This is a genomic window from Billgrantia gudaonensis (genome assembly GCF_900100195.1).
GTDB classification, from domain to species: Bacteria; Pseudomonadota; Gammaproteobacteria; order Pseudomonadales; family Halomonadaceae; genus Halomonas; species Halomonas gudaonensis.
The window spans coordinates 1-16,038 of the sequence record NZ_FNES01000009.1; the positions used below are offsets into that span (position 1 = coordinate 1).

General features: G+C 67.0%; 24 protein-coding genes. 20 read left to right on the forward strand and 4 right to left on the reverse strand.

Annotated features, from left to right (window positions below):
* The 11 genes from BLP96_RS11440 to BLP96_RS11490 form a co-directional block, all read left to right on the forward strand.
* Nucleotides 1-794 (forward strand): reverse transcriptase/maturase family protein (locus BLP96_RS11440; RefSeq protein ID WP_089686273.1); only part of this gene is annotated, 794 nt, incomplete at its 5' end.
* A 107-nt stretch (nucleotides 795-901) separates the two neighbouring features.
* Nucleotides 902-2,377, forward strand: coding sequence for a phage tail sheath protein (locus BLP96_RS11445; RefSeq protein WP_479688546.1), 1,476 nt, complete (start codon nucleotides 902-904; stop codon nucleotides 2,375-2,377).
* 12 nt (nucleotides 2,378-2,389) lie between these two features.
* Entirely contained in the window at nucleotides 2,390-2,896 is a 507-nt protein-coding gene (locus BLP96_RS11450) for a phage major tail tube protein (protein ID WP_089686275.1), read from the forward strand.
* Nucleotides 2,897-2,965: 69 nt separating this feature from the next.
* Nucleotides 2,966-3,295 (forward strand): phage tail assembly protein, encoded by a 330-nt coding sequence (locus tag BLP96_RS11455; RefSeq protein ID WP_089686277.1) that lies wholly within the window; start codon nucleotides 2,966-2,968, stop codon nucleotides 3,293-3,295.
* 26 nt (nucleotides 3,296-3,321) lie between these two features.
* Complete coding sequence (locus tag BLP96_RS20495) at nucleotides 3,322-3,450, forward strand: GpE family phage tail protein (RefSeq protein WP_089686278.1); 129 nt, start codon at nucleotides 3,322-3,324, stop codon at nucleotides 3,448-3,450.
* A gap of 12 nt (nucleotides 3,451-3,462) precedes the next feature.
* A complete protein-coding gene (locus BLP96_RS11465; protein WP_089686280.1) occupies nucleotides 3,463-5,862 on the forward strand; it encodes a phage tail tape measure protein in 2,400 nt (799 codons plus the stop codon).
* An 11-nt stretch (nucleotides 5,863-5,873) separates the two neighbouring features.
* Nucleotides 5,874-6,317 carry a phage tail protein gene (locus tag BLP96_RS11470; RefSeq protein WP_089686281.1) on the forward strand — a complete coding sequence of 148 codons (444 nt, stop codon included), beginning with the start codon at nucleotides 5,874-5,876 and terminating at the stop codon, nucleotides 6,315-6,317.
* Nucleotides 6,314-7,297 carry a phage late control D family protein gene (locus tag BLP96_RS11475; protein WP_089686283.1) on the forward strand — a complete coding sequence of 328 codons (984 nt, stop codon included), beginning with the start codon at nucleotides 6,314-6,316 and terminating at the stop codon, nucleotides 7,295-7,297. Before BLP96_RS11470 ends, BLP96_RS11475 begins: the two co-directional genes overlap by 4 nt.
* A gap of 166 nt (nucleotides 7,298-7,463) precedes the next feature.
* Complete coding sequence (locus BLP96_RS11480) at nucleotides 7,464-7,766, forward strand: hypothetical protein (protein ID WP_089686285.1); 303 nt, start codon at nucleotides 7,464-7,466, stop codon at nucleotides 7,764-7,766.
* Between the two features lie 46 nt (nucleotides 7,767-7,812).
* Nucleotides 7,813-8,166 carry a hypothetical protein gene (locus tag BLP96_RS11485; protein WP_089686287.1) on the forward strand — a complete coding sequence of 118 codons (354 nt, stop codon included), beginning with the start codon at nucleotides 7,813-7,815 and terminating at the stop codon, nucleotides 8,164-8,166.
* Between the two features lies 1 nt (nucleotide 8,167).
* Nucleotides 8,168-8,692 carry a MucR family transcriptional regulator gene (locus BLP96_RS11490; protein ID WP_089686289.1) on the forward strand — a complete coding sequence of 175 codons (525 nt, stop codon included), beginning with the start codon at nucleotides 8,168-8,170 and terminating at the stop codon, nucleotides 8,690-8,692.
* 28 nt (nucleotides 8,693-8,720) lie between these two features.
* Here BLP96_RS11490 and BLP96_RS11495 read toward each other — a convergent pair whose 3' ends face one another.
* From BLP96_RS11495 to BLP96_RS11505, 4 genes are all read right to left on the reverse strand, one after another.
* Nucleotides 8,721-9,062, reverse strand: coding sequence for a S24 family peptidase (locus BLP96_RS11495; protein ID WP_089686291.1), 342 nt, complete (start codon nucleotides 9,060-9,062; stop codon nucleotides 8,721-8,723).
* Nucleotides 9,063-9,070: 8 nt separating this feature from the next.
* Nucleotides 9,071-9,409 carry a hypothetical protein gene (locus BLP96_RS11500; RefSeq protein ID WP_089686293.1) on the reverse strand — a complete coding sequence of 113 codons (339 nt, stop codon included), beginning with the start codon at nucleotides 9,407-9,409 and terminating at the stop codon, nucleotides 9,071-9,073.
* Between the two features lie 66 nt (nucleotides 9,410-9,475).
* Complete coding sequence (locus tag BLP96_RS19875) at nucleotides 9,476-10,069, reverse strand: WYL domain-containing protein (RefSeq protein ID WP_143005098.1); 594 nt, start codon at nucleotides 10,067-10,069, stop codon at nucleotides 9,476-9,478.
* A gap of 99 nt (nucleotides 10,070-10,168) precedes the next feature.
* Nucleotides 10,169-10,873 carry an XRE family transcriptional regulator gene (locus BLP96_RS11505; protein WP_281182744.1) on the reverse strand — a complete coding sequence of 235 codons (705 nt, stop codon included), beginning with the start codon at nucleotides 10,871-10,873 and terminating at the stop codon, nucleotides 10,169-10,171.
* A gap of 82 nt (nucleotides 10,874-10,955) precedes the next feature.
* On the opposite strand from BLP96_RS11505, the gene BLP96_RS11510 reads away from it, so the two are divergent.
* Genes BLP96_RS11510 through BLP96_RS11550 form a run of 9 tightly spaced genes read left to right on the forward strand, consistent with a single transcriptional unit; the run spans nucleotide 10,956 to nucleotide 16,032 of the window.
* Entirely contained in the window at nucleotides 10,956-11,192 is a 237-nt protein-coding gene (locus tag BLP96_RS11510) for a DNA-binding protein (protein WP_089686297.1), read from the forward strand.
* 31 nt (nucleotides 11,193-11,223) lie between these two features.
* Nucleotides 11,224-11,427 carry a hypothetical protein gene (locus BLP96_RS11515; RefSeq protein ID WP_089686299.1) on the forward strand — a complete coding sequence of 68 codons (204 nt, stop codon included), beginning with the start codon at nucleotides 11,224-11,226 and terminating at the stop codon, nucleotides 11,425-11,427.
* Between the two features lie 36 nt (nucleotides 11,428-11,463).
* A complete protein-coding gene (locus BLP96_RS11520) occupies nucleotides 11,464-11,652 on the forward strand; it encodes a hypothetical protein (protein WP_089686302.1) in 189 nt (62 codons plus the stop codon).
* The gene (locus BLP96_RS11525) at nucleotides 11,649-11,909 is read left to right on the forward strand and encodes an ogr/Delta-like zinc finger family protein (protein WP_218118605.1); all 261 of its coding nucleotides are present in this window, start codon (nucleotides 11,649-11,651) and stop codon (nucleotides 11,907-11,909) included. The genes BLP96_RS11520 and BLP96_RS11525 overlap by 4 nt, the downstream gene beginning before the upstream one ends.
* Before the next feature lie 13 nt (nucleotides 11,910-11,922).
* Complete coding sequence (locus BLP96_RS11530; RefSeq protein WP_089686308.1) at nucleotides 11,923-12,303, forward strand: hypothetical protein; 381 nt, start codon at nucleotides 11,923-11,925, stop codon at nucleotides 12,301-12,303.
* A gap of 36 nt (nucleotides 12,304-12,339) precedes the next feature.
* Nucleotides 12,340-15,012, forward strand: coding sequence for a toprim domain-containing protein (locus BLP96_RS11535; RefSeq protein ID WP_089686310.1), 2,673 nt, complete (start codon nucleotides 12,340-12,342; stop codon nucleotides 15,010-15,012).
* A gap of 23 nt (nucleotides 15,013-15,035) precedes the next feature.
* Nucleotides 15,036-15,359 carry a phage antirepressor KilAC domain-containing protein gene (locus tag BLP96_RS11540; protein WP_089686311.1) on the forward strand — a complete coding sequence of 108 codons (324 nt, stop codon included), beginning with the start codon at nucleotides 15,036-15,038 and terminating at the stop codon, nucleotides 15,357-15,359.
* A complete protein-coding gene (locus tag BLP96_RS11545; protein WP_089686313.1) occupies nucleotides 15,356-15,811 on the forward strand; it encodes a DUF7673 family protein in 456 nt (151 codons plus the stop codon). Before BLP96_RS11540 ends, BLP96_RS11545 begins: the two co-directional genes overlap by 4 nt.
* A gap of 2 nt (nucleotides 15,812-15,813) precedes the next feature.
* On the forward strand, nucleotides 15,814-16,032 hold the full coding sequence (locus tag BLP96_RS11550) for a TraR/DksA family transcriptional regulator (RefSeq protein ID WP_089686316.1): 219 nt from the start codon (nucleotides 15,814-15,816) through the stop codon (nucleotides 16,030-16,032).
* The last annotated feature ends 6 nt before the right edge of the window (nucleotides 16,033-16,038 follow it).

Consider the following 16,038-nt stretch of genomic DNA (forward strand, 5'->3'; position numbering starts at 1 on the left):
CCGCCTTCCGCGACCGCGTCGTCCACCACGCCCTGCATCGCGTCGTCGAACCCTACTTCGAAGCTCGCTTCATCCATCACAGCTACGCCTGCCGCAAGGGCAAGGGCACCCACGCCGCCACCGCCGCCGTGCAACGCATGCTCCGCCGCGCCCAGGCCAAATGGGGCACCGTCTACGTGCTCCAGGGCGACATCGCCCGCTACTTCCCCAGCATCCACCAGGGCCGCCTCCTGCAGCAGATCCAGCGCACCATCGGCGACCGCCGTGTGCTCGAGCTCTGGCGCCGCATCATCGCCGCCCAGGGTGCTGACGGCGTCGGCCTGCCCATCGGCGCGCTGACCAGCCAGCTCTCCGCCAACGTCTACCTCGACGTCCTCGACCACTACGTCACCGACGGCCTCGGCTACGGCCTCTACGCGCGTTACATGGATGACTGGATCATCATGGGACCCGACAAGGCCGCCCTCTGGCGCCTGCTCGAGCACCTCACCCGCTGGCTCGATGACGAGCTCGGCCTGGTCATCAACCCCAAGAGCACCGTCTACCCGGCAAGCCAGGGCATCGACTTCGCCGGCTACCGCACCTGGACCACCCACACCCTGCCGCGCAAGCGCAACGTCACCGCCGCGCGCCGCCGTATGCTCGGCCTCGCCCGCGGCTACCGCGCCGGCCGGGTGTCCCGCGACGAGATCCGGGGCAGCTGGGCCAGCTTCGCCGGCTACACCAAGCACTGCCAGGCCGCCCGCACACGGGCCGCCATCGCAGCAGAGGTCAGGGAAACCATGGACAGCTAGGATTGTCCCGCCCCGCCGGCACAACACCCGGCTATGGCCCCCTGCGCGGGCGCGCGGCACGGTGACGGCATCAGCCCGACTCCACCCCGCCACGCGCAGGAGCTCCCATGCCTGACCAGTACCATCACGGCGTTCGCGTCCACGAGATCAATGAGGGCACGCGCCCGATCCGCACCGTCGCCACCTCCGTCATCGGCGTGATCGCCACTGCCCCCGATGCCGCCCAGGCCGTCGCCGCAACGCTCACCTTGGGCAGCGGCAGCGCCGCGCTCACCTTCACTGCCGCCACCGCCGGGCGACCCGGCAACAACATCCGCGTTCGCCTGCGCGACCCCGGCGAGGCGGAAAGCGCGCTCACCGTCACCGTGCGCGACGGCACCGACATCTCCATTCGCCTGGCCACCGACATCGACGGCGAGATCATCAGCACCGCCGAAGAGATCGCCACTGCCATCGACGGCGACACCGACGCCAGCGCGCTGGTCAGCGTCTCGGCGGGCGGTACCGGCACGGTCACGGTGCACAGCTACACCAACCTCACCGGTGGCGAAGACGAGCCGTTCCCCCTCGGCGAGGCGGTGCTGCTCACCGATCTCTACGGCGCCATCGAGGATGCCGGCGAGGAAGGCACCCTGGCCCGCTCGCTGGATGCCATCGTCGACCAGACCAAGACCCTGGTGGTCGCCATCCGCGTGGAGGATGACGACGACAGCGACGCCCTCAAGGCCAACATCATCGAGGCCATCCCCACCCTGCTCACCGCCGAACAAGCTATCGGCGTGAAGCCGCGCATCCTCGGCGTGCCCGAGCTGGACGACGCCGACGTCACCGCCGAGCTGATCGGCGTGGCGCAGAAGCTGAGGGCGTTCGTCTACGCCTACGCCCGCGGCTGCACCACCATCGAAGAGGCGGCCATGTACCGCCAGAACTTCGGCGCCCGCGAGGTGATGGTGCTGTGGCCCGAGTTCACCGGGTTCGACACCGCCACCGAATCCACCCGCAATCTCTCCGCCGTGGCCCGCGCCCTGGGCCTGCGCGCCAAGCTCGACCAGCAGGTGGGCTGGCACAAGACGCTCTCCAACATCGCCGTCAACGGCGTGACCGGCATCAGCCAGCCGGTGTTCTGGGATCTGCAGGACCCCAACACCGACGCCGGCTACCTCAACGCCAACGAGGTGACGACGCTCATCCGCCGCGAAGGCTTCCGCTTCTGGGGCTCGCGCACTTGCTCGAGCGACCTGCTGTTCGCCTTCGAGAACTACACCCGCTCCGCCCAGGTGATCGCCGACACCATCGCCGAGGCGCACATGTGGGCGGTGGACAAGCCCATGCACCCGTCATTGGTGCGCGACATCATCGAGGGCATCAACCGAAAGCTCCGCGAGTGGGCCCGCCTCGGCTACCTCATGGACGGCAACGCCTGGTTCGACGAAGAGCTCAACACGCCCGAGGTGCTCAAGGCCGGCAAGCTCTACATCAGCTACGACTACACCCCCGTGCCGCCGCTGGAGAATCTGAGCCTCCGACAGCACATCACCGACCGCTACCTGGTCGATTTCGCCGACCGCGTCGCCGCCGCCTGATAGGAGACCGCAATGCTTCCCAAGATTCTCAAGGACTTCAACCTGTTCGGGGACGGCAACAACTGGATGGGCCAGATCCCCGAGCTCACCCTGCCCGAGCTTGCCCGCCGCATGGTCGAGTACGAGGGCGGCGGCATGGAAGGCCCCATCGAGGTCGACCAGGGCGCCGCTCTCCAGGAGTTCGAATGGACGGCCGGCGGCATCATCGTCGAGATCTTCGACAGCTACGGCTCGCCAATCCACGACGCCGCGCTGCTGCGCTTCACCGGTAGCTACGAAAGCGACGAAACCGGCGAGGTCACCCCCGTCGAGGTCGTGGTGCGCGGTCGCCACAAGACGATCGCCATGGGCGACGTCTCCAAGGGCGACAACAACACCATCAGCGTCACCACCACCCTCAGCTACTACAAGCTGGTAGTGGACGGCGAGGTGATCATCGAGCGCGACGTGCCCGGCAAGGTTTTCAAGGTGCGCGGCGAGGATCGCTACGCCCAGCGCCGCCAGGCCCTCGGCATCTAAATGGTCGCCGAGCGCAGAGACCCACCCCGGCGGCCCCGGTCGGGCCGCCACCCCACCCCAGGAGAGACCATGGATCCCAAGGACCAAGACACCACACCGGCCGCGCCGGGAATCCCCACCGAAAACGTCACTCTCGACACCCCGCTCCATCGCGGAAAGCAGACCGTGACCGAGGTCAGCGTGCGCAAGCCGCTCTCCGGCGCCCTGCGCGGCGTGGCCCTGGTGGACCTGCTCAACATGGATACCCAGAGCCTGCATAAGGTGCTGCCGCGCATCACCGAGCCCGCCCTCACCGAGGCCGAGCTGCGCCAGATGGACCCCGCCGACCTGGTGCAGCTGGGCAGCAAGGTGAGCCGTTTTTTGCTGGGCAAGCGGGCGGATGGGGAGAGCGACGCGTAACCCTGCCCGCCTGCGTCGACGACGCCATGGCCGACCTTGCCATGGTTTTTCACTGGGGTCCGGCTGATATGGACCCCATGCCCCTGGATGAGCTGATGGACTGGCGCGAGCGCGCCCGCCAGCGCCACGAGACCCAGCCCCCACCCAAGCGATAGGAGCCCCGCCCGATGGCCAAGGATCTGAACCTGAGCGTCACCCTCAGCGCGATCAACAAGGCCACCGGGCCGCTGAAACAGATCCTCAAGGGCAGCCGCGGCGCTGGCCGCGCCATCCGCGATACGCGCGATGAGCTGCGCGACCTCAACGGGCAGCAGAAGAAGATCACCGCGTTTCGCGATACCTCGCGAGAGGCACACGCTGCCCGTCGCGCACTGATGGACAAGCGCGAAGAACTCAAGCAAGTAACCCACCAGTTGGAGACCACCCAAGGACCGACTCGGCGCCTCACCCAGCAACAGGCCAAGGCCCGGCGCGAGATCAAAAAACTGGCCGGACGCTATGGCGTGCTCAAGGATCGCGCCAGGGAGTTGGAAAACCAGCTCCCGAAAAACGTTCGCGCAACCGGCAATCTCGATAGCCAGCAGGAAGCCCTCGCCCGCCAGATCGAGGCCACCAATCGCCGCCTCGAGCGACAGCAGGGCGCGCTGAAGCGCCTCGGCCAGGCCGATGTGGGCGGCAAGTTCCGCAACATGACCGGCGAGGTGCGTCGGTTCGGCCGCAACTTGACACTCGCCGGCACCATTGCCGCCGGTAGCATCTTCGGCCTGGCCAACTCCACCGCCACCCTGGGCGACGATGTCGCCAAAACGGCAGACGCCATGGGCATCGGCATCGGCCAGTTGCAGGAGCTGCGCTACTCCGCTGAGCGCAGCGGCGTCAGCACCCAAAAGCTCGACTCCAGCATGGAGCGCTTCGTGAAGCGCCTGGGTGAGGCCAAGCAAGGCGGCGGCGCCGCCGCCAAGGCCTACGAGCAGCTCGGCATGAACGCCAGCGAGCTCGCCCGGCTCACCCCCGACGAGGCCCTGGCCACCGTGGCCAACCGACTGCGCGACGTCGAGAGCCAGACCGACCGAGTCGCCGTCGCCGCCCAGCTGTTCGGGCGCGAGGGCGTGGCCATGGTCAACATGCTCAAGGGTGGATCAAGCGGCCTCGAGCAGCTGCGCAATGACGCCCGCGCCACCGGCTACGTGCTCGGCGACCAAGCCGCCCGCGACGCCGAAACCTTCAAGGACGCCCTGCTCGATGCCGAGCTGGGCATGAAGGGCATGAAGAACACCGTCGGCGCCGAGCTGATGCCCGCCATCACCGAGCTGATGCGCGACCTCTCCGGCTGGATGCGCGAGAACCGCGACCAGGTGAAGGCGTTTGCCGCCGAGTTCGGCGAACGTCTCAAGGCCGCCGTGCCGGTGATCGTGGATCTCGCCAGCGGCGTGGGTGAGTTCGCCCGCACGCTCACCGGCATGATCACCACCGCCGCCGAGCTCGCCGGCGGCTTCGACAACCTGGCGATGATCATCGGCGGCCTGTTCGCCGCCAAGGCCATCACCAGCGTGGTGGCGTTCGGGGCCAGCTTGGTCAAGGCGGGTGCCGCGCTCGGCACGCTCGCCAGCACGCTGCCGGGGCTCATCGGCGGCATCAAAACGCTCGGCCTTGCCTTCATGGCCACGCCCCTGGGCTGGGTGATCGGCGCGGTGACCGCCATCGGTGCCGGGGCGATCTACCTGTGGCGCAACTGGGAGACCATCGGGCCCAAGTTCTCCGCGCTGTGGGAGGGCATCAAGACCAAGGCCAGCGCCGCCTGGGACTGGCTCAAGGGGCTGATGGAGTGGTCGCCCATCGCCACCATCCGCAACGCCTGGACCGGTCTCGGCGAGCTAGGGGCCAGCCTGATCGACGGCCTGATCGGCGGCATCGACGAGAAATGGCAGGCGCTGAAGGACAAGGTCACCGGCATCGCCAGCGGCGTGACCGGTTGGTTCAAGGAAAAGCTCGGCATCAACTCTCCCTCCACCGTGTTCGCCGGGTTCGGCGGCAACCTGCTCGATGGCCTGATCGACGGCATCGACGAAAAGTGGCAAACGCTCAAGGACGCCATCGGCAACACCGCCGGCGCCGTGACCGGCTGGTTCAAGGAGAAGCTGGGCATCCGCTCGCCCTCACGCGTGTTCGCCGAGCTGGGCGGCCACACCATGGCCGGCTACCAGCAGGGCCTGGCAAAGAGCGAGCGCGGCCCGCTGCGCGAGGTTGACGCATTCGCCAAGCGCCTGCGCCAGGCCGGTGCCGGCCTCGCCCTGGGCGCCGCTGCCGGCGTGGCCGTGGCCAGCCCCGGCGGCCCCGACGCCGGGGGCAACGGCGGCATCGCCATCGACCGCCGACCGCCCATGGCCGCCCCCGCCGGCGGCGGGCTGGTCATCCAGGGCGGCATCAACATCGAGATCCACGCCACCCCGGGCATGAACGAGCAGGCGCTGGCCGGCTACGTGCGCGCCGAGGTGCAGCGCGCCCTCGCCGAGGCCGAACGCGACGCCCGCGCGCGGCAGCGCTCCGCCCTCTACGACACCGACTGAGGACCGCCACCATGATGATGACCCTCGGGCTGTTCGTGTTTCAGCTCAGCACCGTGGCCTACCAAGAGCTGCAGCGCCAGACGGCCTGGCGCCACGCCAGCCAGGCCCGCGTGGGCGTGCGCCCAGCACGCCAGTTCCTCGGCCCCGGTGACGACACCGTGCGCCTCACCGGCACCCTGCTGCCCGAGTTCACCGGCGGCCAGCCGCATCTCGACGATCTGCGCCGCATGGCCGACGAGGGCGACGCCTGGCCGCTGATCGAGGGCACCGGCGCCTACTACGGTCTCTACGTGATCGAATCGCTCGGCGAGCGCAAAAGCCGTTTCTTCGGCGACGGCGCCGCCAGCCGCATCGAGTTCGACCTCGCTCTGCAGCGCGTGGAAGACACCGAGCGCGAGCGCCTCGCCCAGCTCGACGCCACCGCCCTGCGCGCCATCCGGGGGATGTTCGCATGAGCCGCCGGCCCAGCTACCGCCTCACTCTGCAGGGGCAGACCATCAGCCCCGAGCTGCGTGCCCGCCTGCAGCGCCTGCGCCTGATCGACAAGCGCGGCATGGAGGCCGACCAGCTCGACCTCACGCTCACCGACCACGACGGCCGCCTCGCCCTGCCCCCGCGTGGTGCCGAGCTGCAACTGGCCATCGGCTGGCACGGCGAGGGCCTGGTCGAGCGCGGCACCTACATCGTCGACGAGGTGGAGCACAGCGGCAGCCCCGACACCCTCAGCATCCGCGCCCGCTCGGCGGACATGCGCGAAGGCCTTCCCGGCAAGCGCTCGCAGAGCTGGCACGAGCTCACCCTCGAGGAGATCCTCGCCACCATCGCCGGCCGCCACGGCATCGAACCCGTGATCGGCGACACCCTGGGCGGCATCTACCTCGACCACATCGACCAGACCGAGGAATCGGACCTCCACTTTCTGACGCGGCTCGCCGAACGCTACGACGCCGTGGCCACGGTGAAGGCCGGGCGGCTGCTTTTCACCGCCGCCGGGCAGGCGCAGACCGCCAGCGGCCTCGCCCTGCCCACGCTCACCCTCACCCGCCGCGACGGCGACCAGCACCGCTATACCGAGGCCGACCGCGACGCCTACAGCGGCGTGATCGCCCAATGGCACGACCCCGACGCCGCCGAGAAGCGCGAGGTAGTCGCCGGCAGCAGCGACAACCCCAAGCGCCTGCGCCCCACCTACGCCACCGAAGACGACGCCATCAACGCGGCGAAGAGCGAATGGCAACGCCTCCAGCGCGGCCATGCCGAATTCTCGCTGACGCTGGCCGAAGGCAACCCCCGCCTGATGCCCGAGACACCGGTACAGATGCGCGGATGGAAGGAAGCGATCGACAGCAAGCCCTGGCTCGTCACCGAAGTGACCCACGAGCTCACCGACGCCGCCCTGACCAGCAGCGTGCAGCTCGAGATCCGCGGCGAGTAGGCGGCGCTACGCGAAATCTGGGGCGGTTGGTGGGGGTGTGTGGGCTGGATTTTAAAAAAAGGCTTGCAAGGTAGCACCCATGGTGCTACCTTTAACCATGTGAGGCGAACGAAGCCCACGCCAACCGAAGAACTGGCCCGCCGGGCGCAGAACTAGGAGACCTGCCATGACCGCTATCACAATCGCTCAAACCATCGCCGACCTGCTCAACAACGACGGGCAGCAGTTCGATACCGACGACGGCCGCAATCTGGTCGAGCTTTGCGAAGAGCGCAACGCCACCGTCGAGTACGCCGTCCGCGCCTACGCCGATGACGAAGAGCAAACCCAGTATTGGGAAGCCGGCTTCTCCGGCGACCACTTCGCTGGTGACCCCGTCCGCTACGTTTTCTCCGATGGCAGCGCCATCGTCGAAGCCGGCGAGGGCTGGGACATCGAAGGCGACGAGCCCTTCAGCTGGGCCATGTAACACTACTGCCCCGGCCACGCGCCGGGGCTCTTGATTGGAGACCGCCATGACCGACAAGGCCCGCAACAAGCGCCGCCCTAGCATCTACCTGAGCCCGCCGCTCGCGGAGATCGCCGACAACCTGCCCCCGGAGAAGAGCCTGAGCGCCCGCCTGGCCACCATCGCCGAGCGCTACGAGCTGGCATGCAGCCAGCCGCCCGAACTGACGGACGACGAGCGTCAGCTTTTGGGCAGCACGCTATCCGGCACTCTGCTCGAGCCGCTGATGATCAAGTACCTCGACCGCGAGATCGAGGACAGCAATGCAGGCGACCCCAGCGAGCTGCGCGACCTGGCTGCCAGGGTGCGCGAGATGAGTTACGCCGAGCGAGTGGCGATGATAGAGAGCCTGGGGTTCTGACGTGCGAAAAGAGCCGTTCCAGTCGCTCGAGGAGCTGGACGCCTACGTTGGCGGCCCAAAAATCCAGTGCCTGGAGTGCGGGCGCTGGTTTCGTGGCCTGGCCACTCACCTGCCACGCACCCACGGCATGACGCATGCCGACTACCGGGAGAAATGGGGCATACCCAGGCGCTACCCGCTCACCGGCACTGCCACGCGCGAGACGCTCTCGCAACAGATGCGCGACCAAATAGACGCCGGCGTGCTCACACACGACCACCTGCCAGACGCCTCGCAGGCAGCACGCCAGGCGGGCCGTTCGCGCAAGCGCCTGGTAGACGATGAGCGCCATCGCCGCATCACCGCCGAGCGACGGCCCGGCGATCACCACCGGTTGCCGCCAGGAGCCAAGCGCGCCGACGGCAGGGACGCCGACCGGCGCCGCGAGTACCAGATCGCCTACCGGGCACTCAAGCGGGGTGATTCCGAACCCATGCAGCGCTACCGTGCGCGATACCTGGAGGCGCCCAGCGATGACCCGACATGAGGACGACCTGCACGCCTGGGCGCTCGATCTACGCCGCCAGCCTGGCCCGATGCACCACCACACCCCGGCACTCGGCCGGTTTCGCTGTCATGCCCTGGCCGCCACACGCCGGCACCAGGCGGAACGCCCCGCCGATGCGGTGGCTGCGGTAGAGCCGCAACTGGCTCTCTACCTCCACCACCACCAGGTCGGCGTGCTGCACCGGTTGCGCCTCGTCAACCACCAGCACATCGCCCTCGATGATCGGACCCTCAACGCCCGCCTCGTCGCTCACCTCCACCAGGTAGCAGCTCGGCCGGCGGCAGCGCTCCATCGCCTCTACCGCCGGATGATCGACGACCAGGCAGGGGCCCAGGTAATTCACTCGCATGGTGCCGCCTATTTGATATCCAGCTCCTGGTCGATGCCATCCCAGATCGCCAGCACCTCGCCGCCGTTGGTGAGCACCTGAGCCTTGGCGAGAATACTCTCGGGCCCTGCAATCACACACTCGAACGTCTCGGCCATGGCGGTGCGCGTATTCAGATCGAGCTGATCCCAAACGGCCTCATCAACGGCGAACGACGGCAGATCGTTGACCATCCCCGCGCCAAGAACGATGCCCTCTTCCTCGGCCTTCCCCCAGCGCTCTTCGGCGGCGCTCGGGTCACAAGCCAATGCCGAGGTCGTCATGGCGATGCCGGCGATCAGGCCAGCTGTTGCGATAAGTGACTTCATCTGTGTCTCCCTTGCGTATTCTGCCCCGCCCGGGGCGGTTATCTATGCTATGGCGATCTCTGGTGCCTAATTCGGCATTACTCCGTCTTCAACCAGTGCCCAGAACTGCTCCTCATCAAGAACAGTGCAGCCCTGAGCACGCGCTTTTGCCAACTTAGCAGGACCCGCTCTAGGTCCAGCGCACACGAAATCGAGGTTTTTGGTGACAGTCTTTCGCACCAATAAACCAAATGATGCAGCATCCTCCTCGAGGCCCTCACGTTCTTGAGCTGAGAATCCTGTGAAAAGTATCTCCATCGCCCCACCACCCTTTCCACCGTCATCCAGCTTTGGTGCCAGGGGCTTCAACAGGTTTTCACCTTCGAGAAAAGAGACTATCCGGTCACGGCGGAAAGTGCGCACGTCATTCGCGTGATGGCAATACCCTTCGATATAAATACCATCATCATCCCAATTTGTTACCTCTCGCGTGGAAGTGTTGCCCTGGGAATCCTCATAAACAAAGCGAAGGCGTGGAGTTCTTGTATCGGTGTCAGCAGTGGTTTTGCTGATCTTATCGCCGAAGCTGGATTTTGCTTTTGACCGGCGTTTAAAGAGAGAGACTGACGTTGCTGCAGAAGCGGCAATGAAAACCAGAAGAACAATATCGAAAGCATCCATATAACCCCTCACGTACCAGCGCCCCAACCGGGGCGGTTGTCGTTGGCGATCTGCGCCGCCTTGCCCTTCGCCAGGGTTGCAGTATTGCAATACGGCCGGCTACGCGATGCGCCCCAACCGCACCTCGCAACGCCCCAGGATCTCCACCTCGCCCATCCGCTCGGGCGGGATCATCTCGGGCTGGTAGTGCGTGTTGTCGCTGATCAGGTAGAGCGCGCCGCCGGCCAGGCGCTGCACCCGCTTGATGCGCCGCTCGCCGCTCACCAGCAGCAAAAACACCCCCTCCTGGCGCACGTCGCGGCTGGCCCGGTCCACCAGCACCCAGTCGCCATCGGCCAGGGTGGGCTCCATCGAATCGCCCCGCGCCTTCACGCCCACCACCTGCCCGGGCGGCAAGCCCAGGGTTTCCAGCTCGCCATGGTGGATATACAGCACCGACTGCACCGGCTCGCCCTCGAAGCTGCGCCCGGCACCCGCCGCCGCCTCGATGTCGTACATCGCCACAGCGGCATAGTCCGGGCCGGGGTCTAGGGAATGAGTCTCGGCCGGTTCGCTGGAATCGACCCGGTAAGCAGCTGGAGGCGCGGCTGTCTGACTGTTACCCGAATGGATACCGGACACAACGAATTGAATATCCACCCCTGAAGCCGCCAGTCGCTCCATGTACTGGCTGTCAGGGAAGCGCTTTCCCGTTTCGTAGTTCGACTGAGCGACCTTCTTCACGCCACCAACGGCACCGAACTCCTCTTGAGACATACCCAACCGGATGCGCTCTTGCCTTAGACGTTCGCCTAAATTACTCACTCGGGTATCTCCAACGCTTGACAGTTATCCACTTGGATACCATCATTCCCTTATCCAACACGATTGAACACAGGTTAACACAATGGCCCTTTCACGCGAGGAAGCGCGCAAGGAGATGAATCGGCGCGGCATCACCATCGCCGACTTCTGCCGCGTGCACGACCTCAACCGCAACCTCGTCAGCGACTTGCTCAACGGTCGCAAGAAAGGCACCCGCGGCGAAGCGCACCGTGCCGCCGTGCTGCTGGGCATCAAGGACGGCGTGATCGACGACGTCGAGGACTGGCCGCCCAAGCCAACCCCTACCCCCGAAGACTGAGCTTCCTGACCGCTGCAGAAGGACGTTTGCCATGTACCAGGACCCCAAGCGTGTTCGTACCAAATCCACCGTCTACCTCGACCAGTACGAGGCCGACGTGATCACCGCGCTGGCCAACTACCTGGGCGTGCCCAAGGCCGAAGTCATGCGCCAAATGCTGATGAAAGAAGCGCGCGACGTGCTCGGCATCGATCTCGTTGGCCTCGATGCCACTGTCGCCCAGCAGGCCAGCTGAACCGAGCCCCACATCCACCGTGCATTCGAGGTGCTCATGCCGGAACAACCCATGGAGCTCGATCAGCAGGCCGCGGCGGTGCTCGACGCCGTACGCGAACAGCAGGGCCTGGAAACCCGCGAGCAAGCCGCCGAGTGGCTGCTGCGCCGGCGCATTCGCCGTGGCGCCCAGGGCCTGACCGGCCGGGGTCGAGCGCTTTACGAAGTCGATCGGAGGGAGACGTGAGCGAGAAACCCCACCCCCATCAGATGCGGCTGACCTGCCCGCACTGCGACAGCTACATGCGCATCCGCGCCTCGCGCGGGGTGACCGCGCTCTACCGCGAGGCCTACGTCTACTGCACCAACGAGACGTGCGGGTTTCGCGGAAAGCTCGGCCTCGAGCTGCTGCAGACCCTCTCGCCCAGCGCCACCCCCAACCCCGAGGTGCGCCTGCCGCTCGCGCCCTCGCTGCTCAACCAGCTGCTCAACGAAGCGAACTGAAGAGGAACCCGCCATGAACAACGTCACGCCCATCGCCCCGCAGAAAGACGTCCACAACCTGGCCGCCGCCCAGCTGTTCCGCACGCGCTGGGAAAACCGGGTGAACGCCCTGTCCCGCTGCATCGATCACCTGGTCATCGACCACGAAATGACCGAGGAAGCTGCCGAGCTGGTCGCCATGCAGGCGTATGCCGATCTCGAGTCCACCAACCAGCTCGCCCGCATCGATCTCGATGCCAGCACATCGCATGTGGTGGTGCTGCGTACTGAGGGCGGGCGCCCGGTGATGTTCACCGCCTCCGACCTGGTGCATCTGCTCGAGCAGGCGCGCAAGGAGGACCGTGCCGTCGTCGTCGATCGCGACCGCCGCCGCCCCGTCGTTCTCGAGTACTAAGCCCCGCTCTTCCACCCACGGAATAGGAGGCACAGCGTGAATTCATCGCTGCGCCAGGACATCCTCGCGCGTTTCGAGCGCGACTATGAGGCCCAGGAGAAGGGCGCGTACCTGCAAAAGGTGCGCTGCCCCGACTGCGGCAAGCGCGAGGCGTTCATCAAGGCCGACGAGCCGTGGATGCTGAAGTGCGGGCGCGAGAACCACTGCGGCAGCCAGCACCACGTCAAAAGCCTGTTCCCCGAGCTGTTCGAAAGCTGGTCAGAGCGCTACGCCCCCAAGCCGCACGAAAAGCCGACCAGCCCCACCCCGGTGGCCGACGGCTACCTGCGCGACGGGCGCGGCTTCGAGCTCGAGCGCCTGAAGGGCTGGTACACCCAGGAAAGTTACTGGCGGCAGGACGTGGGCGGCACCGCCACGGTGCGCTTTCAGCTACCCGGCGGCGCCTATTGGGAGCGCCTGCTCGACCGGCCCGAACGCTTCGGCAAGCAAAAAGCCAACTTCGTCGGCCGCTACAAGGGGCAGTGGTGGTGCCCGCCCTCGCTCACCGCCCCCGACCTGGTCGAGGCCGGCGAGGTGTGGATCGTCGAGGGCATCTTCGACGCCATCGCGCTCTACCACCATGGCATCGCCGCCGTCTCGGCAATGAGCTGCGGCAACTACCCCGAGAAAGCCCTCGAGCAGCTGGCCGACGCCGCCCACCAGGCCGGTACCACTCGGCCCACGCTCGTCTGGGCGCTTGACGGCAACCGCGCCGGCCAAAACGCCACCCTCAAGCACGTGGAGCGCGCCCGCGCCGCGGGCTGGGAGTGCCAGGCGGCGCAGATCCCCGGCGGCGGCCGCCACGACTGGAACGACTGCCACCAGCGCGGCGAGCTCACCGAGAAGCACCTGGAGCGCTACCGCTACCACGGCGACCTGCTGCTCGCGCCCACGGCCATGGCCAAGGCGTTGATCATGTACAAGCGCACCGAGCGCCGCGAGTTCTGGTTCGAGTTCCGCCGTCAGCTGTGGTGGTGGAAGCTCGACATGGACGCTTTCGACCGCGCCGTACGCGCCGAGGGCGAGGACGGCGGCGATCAGCAGAGCCTCAATCCCGCCATTCGCGACGCCGCCCTCGAGCAAGCCGGCAGCGTCAAGCGCATCTGCACCTGCTACCCCACGGCGCTCTACTACCAGGCCAACCTGGTCACCGACGAGAGCTGGTACTACTACCGAATCGAGTTCCCTGCCGGCGGCCCAGCGGTGAAGAACACCTTCAGCGGCGGGCAGCTGGCCAGTGCCAGCGAGTTCAAGAAGCGCTTGCTGGGCGTGGCCCCCGGCGCGGTGTGGACGGGCACGAGCCAGCAGCTCGATACCCTGCTGCAGGACCAGATCGGCGGCATCAAAACCGTCGAGACCATCGATTTCATCGGCTACTCGAAAGAGCACGGCGCCTACGTGTTCGGCGAGCTGGCCGTCGCCGGCGGCAAACTGGTCAAGATCAACAGCGAAGACTACTTCGAGCTCGGCCCGCGCCGTCAGCTGAAGACCCTGAGCCAGTCTGTCGCCCTGCACATCAACCCCGACCGTCGCGCCTACCGCACCGACTGGACCCGCCAGCTCTACGGCGCCTTCGGCCTGCGCGGCGTGGTGGCCACCGCCTACTGGCTGGGCAGCCTGCTCGCCGAGCAGATCCGCGCCGAGATGGGCTCGTTCCCGTTCCTGGAGATCGTCGGCGAGGCCGGCGCGGGCAAATCCACGCTGATCGAGTTCCTCTGGAAGCTGGTCGGCCGCCGCGACTACGAGGGATTCGACCCCTCCAAGGCGACCATGCCGGCGCGCTCGCGCAACTTCGCCCAGGTCTCGAACCTGCCGGTGGTGCTGATCGAGTCCGACCGCGAGCAAGAAGGCGGCACCAAGCAAAAGCAGTTCGACTGGGACGAGCTCAAGACCGCCTTCAACGGCCGTTCGATCCGCGCCCGAGGCGTGAAAAACAGCGGCAACGACACCTACGAGCCGCCCTTCCGCGGCTCCATCGTCATCAGCCAGAACGCCCCGGTGCAGGCCGGCGAGGCCATTCAGACCCGCATCTGCCACCTGATGTTCACCCGCGAGGGCCAGAACGCCCAGACCAAGGAGCTGGCCGAGGCCCTGGAGAAGACCGAGATCGAGCACGTCAGCCAGTTCGCGCTCGAGGTCGCCACCCGCGAGGCCGCGCTGCTCGAGCTGATCACGAAGCGCGGGCGCGAGTACGCCAACCGCCTGGCCGAAGACCCCGAGGTGAAGGTGCTGCGCATCGCCAAGTGCCACGGCCAGCTGATGGCCCTGCTCGACTGCCTGGGCCCCGAGGGGCTGGGCCTGTTTTCCGAGCAGATCGTCACCATGGCGGCCGGCCACGTGCGGCAAATGGCCCGCGAACGCCAGCAGGCCATCAACGCCGATCACCCGCTCGTGCAGGAATTCTGGGAAGCGTTCGACTACCTCGAAGGCCTGCGCGACGAGCCGGTGCTCAACCACTACGGCGCCGGCAGCCAGCAGATCGCCATCAACCTCAAGGAGTTCGAGCGCGTGTGCGGCGAGAACCGCCTGCGCGTGCCCGAGATCCGCGAGCTCAAGCGCTACCTGAAGGGCAGCAAGGCCCGCAAGTTCGTCGACTCCAACCGCACCGTGCACAGCCGCATCCGCCTCAACGGCGGCAGCGTGAAGTGCTGGGTGTTCGAGAAGGCATAGCCCGTAGCAACAGGAGGCAAGCCATGAGCCGAACCTACACCCTCGACCAGGCCGCCGCGCTGCTCAACCTCGGCCGCAACACCCTGGCCCGCCGGCTGCGCGAAGCCGGCGTGCTCGGCGCCGACAACCTGCCCGCCGGCCCCTACCGCGGCCGCGTGAACCTGGTGGTGGTGGCCACCGGCACGTATTGGCACCCCATCTGCGGCTGGACCCACTACGGCCGCACCGAATTCACCGACGCCGGGCTCGACCACATCGCCACCAAGCTCGGCATCGACCTCGCGCGCCTGCCGCACCCCAGCAGCCGGCGTGCACAGCAAACCCAGCAAGCAAGGAGCGCCACATGACCATGCCCAACCTAACCCAGCGCCTGAACGAGCGCAGCCAGCAGGAGACCACCATGGCCGACCGACCGCTGACTACCGACCTCACCGGCCGTCCCATCCCCGGCCAGCAGGACGTGGTGTACATCGACCTCGATGCCGAGCGTGCCAAGCACATCGCCCGCCAGGCCGAACTGCTCGCGCACGGCATGCCAGCGCTACAGCGTCTAGCCGAGGTGGCGCATCGCCATACCCACCAAGCGCAGCACTGCCGCCGCATCCTGCTCGCCGTCTACAACGGCGCGGAATGGCCGCTCGACCTCACCCGCCTGCGCGTGCTCGACGAAGACCTCCAGCGCGCCGCGTTCGCCGTCATCGAGTGGTCCGCCGACTGCGACCGCGAGCTGCACGAGTACCTGGACGACGGCAACCGCCTGCTGCAGCGCTTCTGGAACATCGAGAAGGGAGAGGACTGAGCATGGCCGACAACGCCGACATCGCCACCGAGCTGATGGAGAAACGCCTCGAGGGCGCCCTGGCCAACCGCCCGCGCTGGATCGGTTTCGACATGGCCGCCGCCGACTGCGAGGACTGCGGCGACCCGATCCCCGCCGCCCGCCGCCAGGCCGCGCCCTGGGCCACCACCTGCATCGAGTGCCAGGGGATTCGCGAGCAGAAAGGCAAGCACCGTCGCTGACCGCCA

Coding starts and splice junctions, on each gene's coding strand:
- BLP96_RS11445 (WP_479688546.1), top strand. CDS start 902: ATGCCTGACCAGTACCATCACGGCGTTCGCGTCCACGAGATCAATGAG.
- BLP96_RS11450 (WP_089686275.1), top strand. CDS start 2,390: ATGCTTCCCAAGATTCTCAAGGACTTCAACCTGTTCGGGGACGGCAAC.
- BLP96_RS11455 (WP_089686277.1), top strand. CDS start 2,966: ATGGATCCCAAGGACCAAGACACCACACCGGCCGCGCCGGGAATCCCC.
- BLP96_RS20495 (WP_089686278.1), top strand. CDS start 3,322: ATGGCCGACCTTGCCATGGTTTTTCACTGGGGTCCGGCTGATATGGAC.
- BLP96_RS11465 (WP_089686280.1), top strand. CDS start 3,463: ATGGCCAAGGATCTGAACCTGAGCGTCACCCTCAGCGCGATCAACAAG.
- BLP96_RS11470 (WP_089686281.1), top strand. CDS start 5,874: ATGATGATGACCCTCGGGCTGTTCGTGTTTCAGCTCAGCACCGTGGCC.
- BLP96_RS11475 (WP_089686283.1), top strand. CDS start 6,314: ATGAGCCGCCGGCCCAGCTACCGCCTCACTCTGCAGGGGCAGACCATC.
- BLP96_RS11480 (WP_089686285.1), top strand. CDS start 7,464: ATGACCGCTATCACAATCGCTCAAACCATCGCCGACCTGCTCAACAAC.
- BLP96_RS11485 (WP_089686287.1), top strand. CDS start 7,813: ATGACCGACAAGGCCCGCAACAAGCGCCGCCCTAGCATCTACCTGAGC.
- BLP96_RS11495 (WP_089686291.1), bottom strand. CDS start 9,062: ATGCGAGTGAATTACCTGGGCCCCTGCCTGGTCGTCGATCATCCGGCG.
- BLP96_RS11500 (WP_089686293.1), bottom strand. CDS start 9,409: ATGAAGTCACTTATCGCAACAGCTGGCCTGATCGCCGGCATCGCCATG.
- BLP96_RS19875 (WP_143005098.1), bottom strand. CDS start 10,069: ATGGATGCTTTCGATATTGTTCTTCTGGTTTTCATTGCCGCTTCTGCA.
- BLP96_RS11510 (WP_089686297.1), top strand. CDS start 10,956: ATGGCCCTTTCACGCGAGGAAGCGCGCAAGGAGATGAATCGGCGCGGC.
- BLP96_RS11515 (WP_089686299.1), top strand. CDS start 11,224: ATGTACCAGGACCCCAAGCGTGTTCGTACCAAATCCACCGTCTACCTC.
- BLP96_RS11520 (WP_089686302.1), top strand. CDS start 11,464: ATGCCGGAACAACCCATGGAGCTCGATCAGCAGGCCGCGGCGGTGCTC.
- BLP96_RS11530 (WP_089686308.1), top strand. CDS start 11,923: ATGAACAACGTCACGCCCATCGCCCCGCAGAAAGACGTCCACAACCTG.
- BLP96_RS11540 (WP_089686311.1), top strand. CDS start 15,036: ATGAGCCGAACCTACACCCTCGACCAGGCCGCCGCGCTGCTCAACCTC.
- BLP96_RS11545 (WP_089686313.1), top strand. CDS start 15,356: ATGACCATGCCCAACCTAACCCAGCGCCTGAACGAGCGCAGCCAGCAG.
- BLP96_RS11550 (WP_089686316.1), top strand. CDS start 15,814: ATGGCCGACAACGCCGACATCGCCACCGAGCTGATGGAGAAACGCCTC.